Source organism: Silvimonas sp. (assembly GCF_031291215.1).
Lineage (GTDB): Bacteria > Pseudomonadota > Gammaproteobacteria > Burkholderiales > Chitinibacteraceae > Silvimonas > Silvimonas soli.
The window spans coordinates 1-7966 of record NZ_JARLJK010000050.1; the positions used below are offsets into that span (position 1 = coordinate 1).

Genomic DNA, 7966 nt, shown 5'->3' on the forward strand with positions numbered 1-7966 from the left:
GATGCGATTTCAGGGCGGCGGCGGGCACCCGGCTTAGGCCGGTGTGCCCGAGCCGCCCAGGCCTACCAGCATCTGGAAACAGGTGGGCCCTTCGCCTCTTCCTTTGGCTCGCGCTGTCTGGCGGTCCGCCGCCCCGTGTGTCATGTTGATGGGATGTGCTTGAGCTCTCACATGAGGCCAAGCAGGCATTTAAGCAGGCATTTGGAGGAGGTGGAATGCGGCAAGCCCACTCGAGCCTGAGCGTCGATTTCGCACATGCTGCAACTTACTGTGAATCAGGACTCGCCGACTCCTGCGGCCCTGCGTGACTCAGAGGGAACATGCGGCACACTGCATCTGTATCTTGACCTCCACAGATGGGGAGGGAAGTCGCTGCTGGCTGGCCCCCAAGCCCTATTCTGTGTATCTTTGCTCATCGCGTGCAAACGTGCGCGTGCGGATTCAGCTTAGTGCGTGTGTCTTTGTATGATATGAGTGTATTCTGACCCCTTATCTGCATTAGTTTGCCATGTCACGGAGATCTATTCACATTGTTGTCACACGTGAGAAAGTCACAACTGAAACACGACCCCAAAAACCACCGGCGCTGGTCTCGAAGTCACGCCGTGGGCTCGTCTGCTGCAAGGCCCACGTCCTCCAGATCCGCGGCAAACTCATTCTTCAGCCACAAGCGAAACTCCTCCGTCACGGGCACAGGCGGCGACATCACAATCTGGGAGGAGGTGGTGGACTTGTACACTGCGTGCGTCTTTGCCGTGCCCGCGTTCGTCCCGTCCCCCTTGTCCACCGCCACTGCCGTGACACCAATCACCTTTCCGAAAGCTTCGTCACACGCGCCCAGCTCTTCAGACCAAAGCTTCACCGTGCTCGTTCCGCCTGCATCTGCCAGTCCCAACTCGCGCTTGTAATACGTCTTGGACGGGTCCTCCCTCGAAGGGTACGTTCTCGGTGCGTCGAGCTTTTCCACAAGCCCAAACACGTCCAGCAGCTGTCCAGGCTTGGATGATTCCGCCGCCGTTGACGCCGGCTGAAATGCACATGGAACAAGGGGAAACGGCACCCCTTCCACTACCCTGCATGCTTACACCACAGTCAGACAGGGCAAAATAGTGGGTTGCATTGTATCTGCGCTGCCACTTACCTGATGCAACGTGCGGTGGCGCCGTCCACCAAGCGGCTGGTGAACTTCATGTTGAATTTGCCGTAGATGGGGAAGCGCATGTCGGCGTCCCCACGGGCAGTTACCGCAATGCCCTTGAACTCACGAACCTCGCCGACCTTCCACTCAGCTGCAACCCTAGCATCGTCGTTAAAGAAGACGACGGACTGCTTGGTGCCCGCCGCATCATGCACTTGCACAGTGACCACCACACCGCTCCCACTGTCATTGTGCCACGACCCCAGTGGCGAGACGTGGTCAATCCTGCACGCAGAGCTCACATACTATCAGCACACATGCCATACGTAACAGCACCCGCTAAACGAGAGCGCACGTACATGGCGACGAAGGCCGGGCCCGGTGTCTCGGGCGTGATGTCTGACAGGGCCCTGGTGTGCGCCTGAGATATAGCTGATGTGGCACCAACACGCACGAGCCTCTTGGCCCCGCCCTTCTGCGTGGCTGCGAGGCCGGATGGCTGCGCCTGATGCACACCGCCAGGAGGGCAATCTGCCTCAGCGACGCCTGACTGGTTATCAGATGTAGCTGACGTCTGGCTTGTGGTAACGCCACAGGGGCCAGGCAGCCCACGGTCAGTCTGCACGGGCGCCAGAGACGAATGGCCCGCACCATCCTCCTCAGCTTCTGGAAGAGGCGCGTCCTGCCACCCACAGTCCACGTAAGAGCAGATACAGCGCACAGAAAAAAGGGAGTAATCATACCGCTTCGGCCTTGCGCTTGCGTGAGTCCTTGGGCTCCGAGCCCCCACGCGCAGACGATCCACGAGTCCACGACGCGTGGTTGAGGTTGAGTTGGACGACATGGGAGAGAGAGGAAGAAGAGAGAGAGAGAGCTTGGAAAAAAAATTGTGAGTGCCCGATGACGTCAGCGCAGCGGGGGACGTGGAACCTTCCAGAACGCGTCCGCTCGAGAATCTTCGAACTGCTACGCATGGAGACGAACAGTCGTGATCCGGCGTCCAGTGCTGCGCAGCTCGTTGCGCGCACAAAGCATACGGAGGGAACGATGCAAACGTCGCATGAAAGGGCGGGGAAGAAGCGGGATCGGCCACCAGATGAAGCACGTGGGGCGCATCCCCTAGGCGCGCGGGCACCTGTAGCCGTTGGCGTCGCCTCTTCACCCCCTCCTTCTGACGCTGCACACTCTCATGTCCGTTCCTTCTTGCACTCGTCTGATGGATTTGCCGCGGAGGAGGAACTCCAGGACGGGGAGCGTCAAGCGCCGTTTGCTTCCAACACCGACTGCGATGATTCCGCGCCGGTATGTTGTCACGGCGATTGTGCGTCCAAGACGTAACTGATCTGTGTGTCTGGATGTTGTGATTAGCAGCCGTGGCCGCCTCCGCCATCTTCCCGCGCGGGCGTCACCAACAATGGCGACTCGCCTGTTGCCCCCGATTCCCCCGCGGATAGCGCGCTGGTGGCGCCTGCCGGTTGGGACGACATGTTCCACGATGCACTTGTACACGCAGATTTGGACCTGCTCCCGTGGAACTACAAGCGCCTGCAGGAACTTCCCCTCGACAGTAACAGTTGCGATGCTGATCAAGCTGTGGTACGCCCCAGTTCTCTCCCTGCGTCGCAGTGTCGGTGTGCATCATTTGCACATCCTTGCATTTTGATGTGCGCAGGCATTGGCGCCTCCCACAGCCAACCCCCCATTCCACTTTGACACGGATGCGCTCCGTTCTGCACCTCCGCCTCCTGCACCCACTGGGCTACCAACCAATCGAACAGACAGTACCTCGCAGCAAGCTGCGCCTCACGCTGTGGAACAGAAGCGGAAACGAGGCAGGCCTAGGAAGAATCCTGACAATTTGGTATGATGACATTGTCTGTGTATGCGTACCCCCTTTTCTTGTGCTCACGCATGCGTTTGCTGTTATCCTCAGGGAGCATCGAAACCCGTCGTACCAAGTGGCAATCCTGCCAATACCGCTCCTCGAGCCCCCGTTACGCGATCGCAGACTGTACGTTGTGTGATCCCTTTTGCGACATGTTCACTCCTGCTTACGCGTATTCTCTGTACTTGCACTGTGTTGTGCATGCAGGCAACAAAGCAATCACATGCGGGGGCTGGTACGGTGGATGGCACGCAGCCATGCGCATCTGGGCCGCCACCTGCTCCATGTGAGGCTGCCCCTGCAACGGAAACAACCAGTGCCCCCCGCCAAAGCAATTTAACCCGACTGGTATGTGTTGTGTGTAATCATTGCTGATATTCGATTCGCGACCGTTTTTTGTGTGCACGACGTGTAGGAGCAAGCGCGCCGAGATGGACATTCCGACCCGTTTCTGAGTCAACAAATCAAGGCCAGAGCACGTGTGATGAAGAGCGACGCCGCAAGACACCGCATAAACCGCAAGGAGAGGGCCACCCAGAGACCGCTTCACAACTGGCTGGACCACACCCTGCTGGCCACAGATGCTCCGCAGCCTCGCCCCTCCACCATCGATATTCAAAAGTACGAGCAAAGTGTGGCGGCTGCGGTGACGGCGTTGTGGGAGGCGTCCGGTCGCTCTGCGGATCCCTTGCCCACGATTCCCTTCGAGGAGTTGAGGCAGGAGATGCTTCGCAACTGCGCTTCTCTCCTGCGTGAGTACGAAGAGACGATGAACCCGTTCATGGCCATGAACGCCTGTGCGTCCTGCGGTGAGTGGACATTTGGCAACTCCAACGTGGTGTCGCTTGCGGACAAGCAACTGCAGCTGCTGGCAGCACGCGACGCGGATCTGGTCGTGTGGCGCGCCCTCCCCGCCGAGTGGCAGTGCGCCCTCAACGTTGTGTCCATCCCCGAACAGCCCCGTGAGCTGTACCTGCATGCGGACTACATCGACTGGGCCAAGCGGGCTGCGGCCCTGTGCGACACGTGCCACGGCTCTCTCTACGGCCAGGACCCCAAACTACCACCATTCTCCATCGCCAACGGCTTCAACTTTGGCCAGCTGCCCAAGTGTGAGTCACTACCGCCGTTGACACTGGTGGAGCAGAAGCTGCTGTCCTTCGGCTACAAGACGTGCAACGTGATCAAGCTGGTGGTGTCCTCCCTCGGCTCCGTGTCAGTGAAGGGCTTCAAGCTGAAGGGACACATGGTCATCTTTCCCCGTGATGGGCCTGCTGCCATTGCGCCAGCGCTGTTCGACAAATCCCGGCCTGCTCTCCGCGACCAGATGTTCGTCATGTTTGTGGGCACTCAGGCGCAGTGGGAGAAGCTGCGGAATCAGAGGCTGCAAGATGGCACGCCCGTTCTGTACAAGCTCCTTCACAAGTACATTGCTGTGCGGCCACACGTTCTGCGGCAGTATCTGGACTTCTACAGCCGCGTTAACTGTCACTACTCCCAGTTTGCTGGCCTGGCGGCTGCCTGGACGGACACCGAGTTGGAAGCCATCCCGCACGCGATTCTCAACTCAGTTGGCTTGATTACTGACGCCAAGACAGTGTGGTTGGATAACATGGTGAATGCGGGGAGTGCGAATGCGTGGAAGAACCCACTGGGTGAAGAAGATGGTGACACTCGCCCCCACGTCGCACCACCCTCACCTCCTGCTACCGACGGTCACGGCTCAGGCGCTGACGTCGCTGCACACCCACCACCACCCGACAGCGATGTAAACGTCGATGTCCCGCACAACGTTGCACCACAACCCCCCCCACACACTGCCTGTGACGCTGCGGAGTGGTATTCCGACACCGACGTTGAGTATGAGCGGCCTTTGGACGCTGTGGACGCCCCAGTCAAGGACATCACCGCTGCCGTTTTGTTGGGTGCGGCTGCCCCTTCTTCTACGGGAGACGAAGAGCACACGTCCGACACCCCGCCTCCTGACTCCGATGGCGGAGCCCCCGCGGATCCTAACACTCTCCTCTCCAACTTCACCATGGATTTCTGCGTCGCGATGGGCGCGCCTGTGGCGGGCAATCCAGGCGCATGGGTGCTGCACTCTTTTGCGCAGCTGCTGCGGTCCGGCGACCCGCAGCTTGTGCACGTCACTACCAGTGCCCAGCCCTTCAACGAGTTCGACTGCAACGGCCGTGCGCTCACGCTGACATTTCCTGAGCTGTTTGTGTTGGGCAGAGGGTGCCCATACACATCCGTTCCGCGCGCAAAGTATCTTCGCCACCTCATGATCCTCGCTGACAGGCGATTCGCCACTCACCCGGACTTCGTCTTCCTGCTCTACAACCAGCTGCAGCGTCATGAGGCCTGCCGCGTCGTAGCCGCCCATCTGGACACCAACGACAAGGGCATCGACGCGTTCCTCGCCTTGGCCAACGACCCCTCTTTGCCTGCTAAGCTTGCGCAAGCTACCAAAGATCCCACGTGCCCTGCCGCACAAGATCTGCTCCGCACCGTCACGCCTTTGATTCGGGTCACGAGCAGCCGCGTGCAGTACTCGGTGCAGGCACGGGAGGCGGTGTTGAGCCGCATCAAGGCGATGAACAACTTCTTTGGCCTCCCCTCCTGGTTCATCACCATTGCGCCTGCGGACATCAACTCCCTCATGATCCTGCGGCTGACAGGCACGCCTGATCCTGTTGGTGCGGACATGCACGCGGTGGCAGCCTCCTTTCGCGTGCCCACATTTGCGCAACGGGCACACGCAGTCTCCCATGACCCAGCCGCCGCCGCAGAGTACTACGGCAGGCTGGTGCGGTGTGTGTTCAGCATCCTGCTGCGCGCGCGTCTGGAGGGGGACACGCGTCGATTGCCACCGGCTATCAGCGACCCCGAGCGCGAGCAGGGTCTGTACGGCGTCTCTCTTGGTTTTGCGGGCGTGACAGAGGAGCAACAGCGCCTCTCGCTGCATCTCCACTTCGTCCTCTACACGTACGGGCTCAATCCGATGCTGTTGCAGCAGGCATTGAGTGATCCCGCTCTTATCGCCAACATTCAGGCGAGGCTTGACCTCATGGTGCAGGCGTACATTCCGGAGGACGCGGAGGCGCTGCACCTGCCCGCCCCCGTCGACGCTGCTGCACCGTGTGTCACTGCCAGTGGTGCCGAGGCTCGCCAGCTGCAACGCGTGCACCCTGATCCTCCTGACACCACAGCAGACACAGCACAACCTGCGCCGGCGTACCCTGCCCTCCCCGCCCCCGCTGCTCTGCCGGTTGACCCTGCTCCCCCTCCTGAGCTGGATAGACAGCAGTTACAGCGACTCGCGCAGCGCGCTGGCATTGAGCACCGCCGTAACCTTCTCCGCTCATTTGGCGACGATCACAGCTACCTCAAGGAGCAGACGCCGCCGCCTGACCCCGGCCACGAGCATGCCTTCTTGCAGTGTGTGTACCGCGACGTCGTACTGTGCAACTTGCACGAGCACTCCTTCACATGCCACAAGGGGACTGTGGGCAAGACCAAGTGCCGCCTGGGCTTTGCTGCCCCGATGTGCGCGGCCACGCGGCCTGTTCGCATTGTGTGCCCAGTGTCAGAGGGCCACCCGCCAGCGGTGTACCAGTCTCTGTATGCCACTCCTGGTGGGCCGCGCACCAGCAACGACAAGTGGCCGCTTCCTGACACCGTGAAGGAGGTCACCACGTGGGAGCTGTATCGTCCGCCGCCAGGCGTGCCAGAGGAGCAGCGCGTGGCTGTCTTCAACCAGTACTTGGCCAACAGTCTGGTGTGTGCAGATGGCAACGCGGTGCAGGATGACCCGCCTCCCGGCCTCAACAGCTACGTCGTGCCCTTCACCCCCACCCTCACCGCTGCCGTTCGCTCCAACACCAGTGTACAGCCGATGGGAAATGACACCGCAGCTCGGGTTGCCACCTTCTACGTTGCGGACTACATGATGAAGGACAAGCAGGCGCCGGGGCAGTTGCTGGCGCTCATGGCTCACGGGTACGGCCACTGCCAGGACCGCGTGTCTGTTGCAACAGACAGTGGCGAGCCTATGCGCAACGCCAAGTACTTCCTCCAGTCCATGTTGATGCAGATGCTGCGCGCGCATGAGGTCGGCATGACAACCGCCACAGCCCGCCTGCTGGGACATCCCAATGAGTGGTATTCGCACAAGTTCTGGTTCCTCTTTCCCAAGCCTGCGGTGGAGTACATGAAGAAGAAGAGTGTGGAGTTGTTTGGAGCAGCGGCGCATGATGACAGCGTTGTCGACGCCACGCATGCCGGCTCAGACTCGGAGTCACAAGATGGCTGTGACGTCTCCTCTCTATCTGACACTGACACTGACCTCGACGCCGCGCTGGATGATGTGGAGGAGGACCCGACTGTTGACCTGCACGCGGAGTGGGATTGCAGCCGGGGGCAGACCCGCCATGGCGGCACGTATGTTAAGATGGGCGACACCGGGGCTGTGCTGACACAGTGGGACGACTACGTAGCGGCGGTGAGGGGAGGACTGCACGGCATGTGCTTCTACGAGTTTGTGAGTTTGGTGCACATTGAGCGCAAGGATTCCGATACGTCGAAGAAGAAGAGAGATCCCGCACCAGACGCTGCCAATGGCGCCAACGCTGCTGGTGATAATGAAGGCGGCGTGTGTGCCAGTGACGTACACGGTGTGAGTGCTCCTGTCGGCGACAGTGTGTGTGGTGTTCAAGGCAACGCTGTGTGTGGTGTTGAGCTCGATGGTGCGTGTGCTGATGTCGGCGACCGTGAGCCTGAGGAGGGTAAGTGGGGCACTAACGCTGATTGTGGCGACACTGACGATGACGGCGAGAAGGGACTTACCACAGACACCGCAGACCCGTCAACCTCTTCTCGCCGCGGGGGCGGCAGTGGGCGTACACCGAACAAGAGGTTCTTCTTTCCGTCTGACTACCCAC

3 protein-coding genes are annotated in these 7966 nt (G+C 60.4%); 1 reads left to right on the plus strand and 2 read right to left on the minus strand.

Annotated features, from left to right (window positions below; genetic code table 11):
- Window positions 1-598 precede the first annotated feature (598 nt).
- Window positions 599-967 (minus strand): hypothetical protein, encoded by a 369-nt coding sequence (locus P4L78_RS01460; protein ID WP_309326510.1) that lies wholly within the window; start codon window positions 965-967, stop codon window positions 599-601.
- 170 nt (window positions 968-1137) lie between these two features.
- The gene (locus tag P4L78_RS01465; protein ID WP_309326512.1) at window positions 1138-1368 is read right to left on the minus strand and encodes a hypothetical protein; all 231 of its coding nucleotides are present in this window, start codon (window positions 1366-1368) and stop codon (window positions 1138-1140) included.
- Window positions 1369-3507: 2139 nt separating this feature from the next.
- Between P4L78_RS01465 and P4L78_RS01470 the strand changes: the two genes are divergently transcribed.
- The coding region (locus P4L78_RS01470) for a DUF6570 domain-containing protein (RefSeq protein ID WP_309326514.1) at window positions 3508-7966 on the plus strand (4459 nt) is incomplete at its 3' end.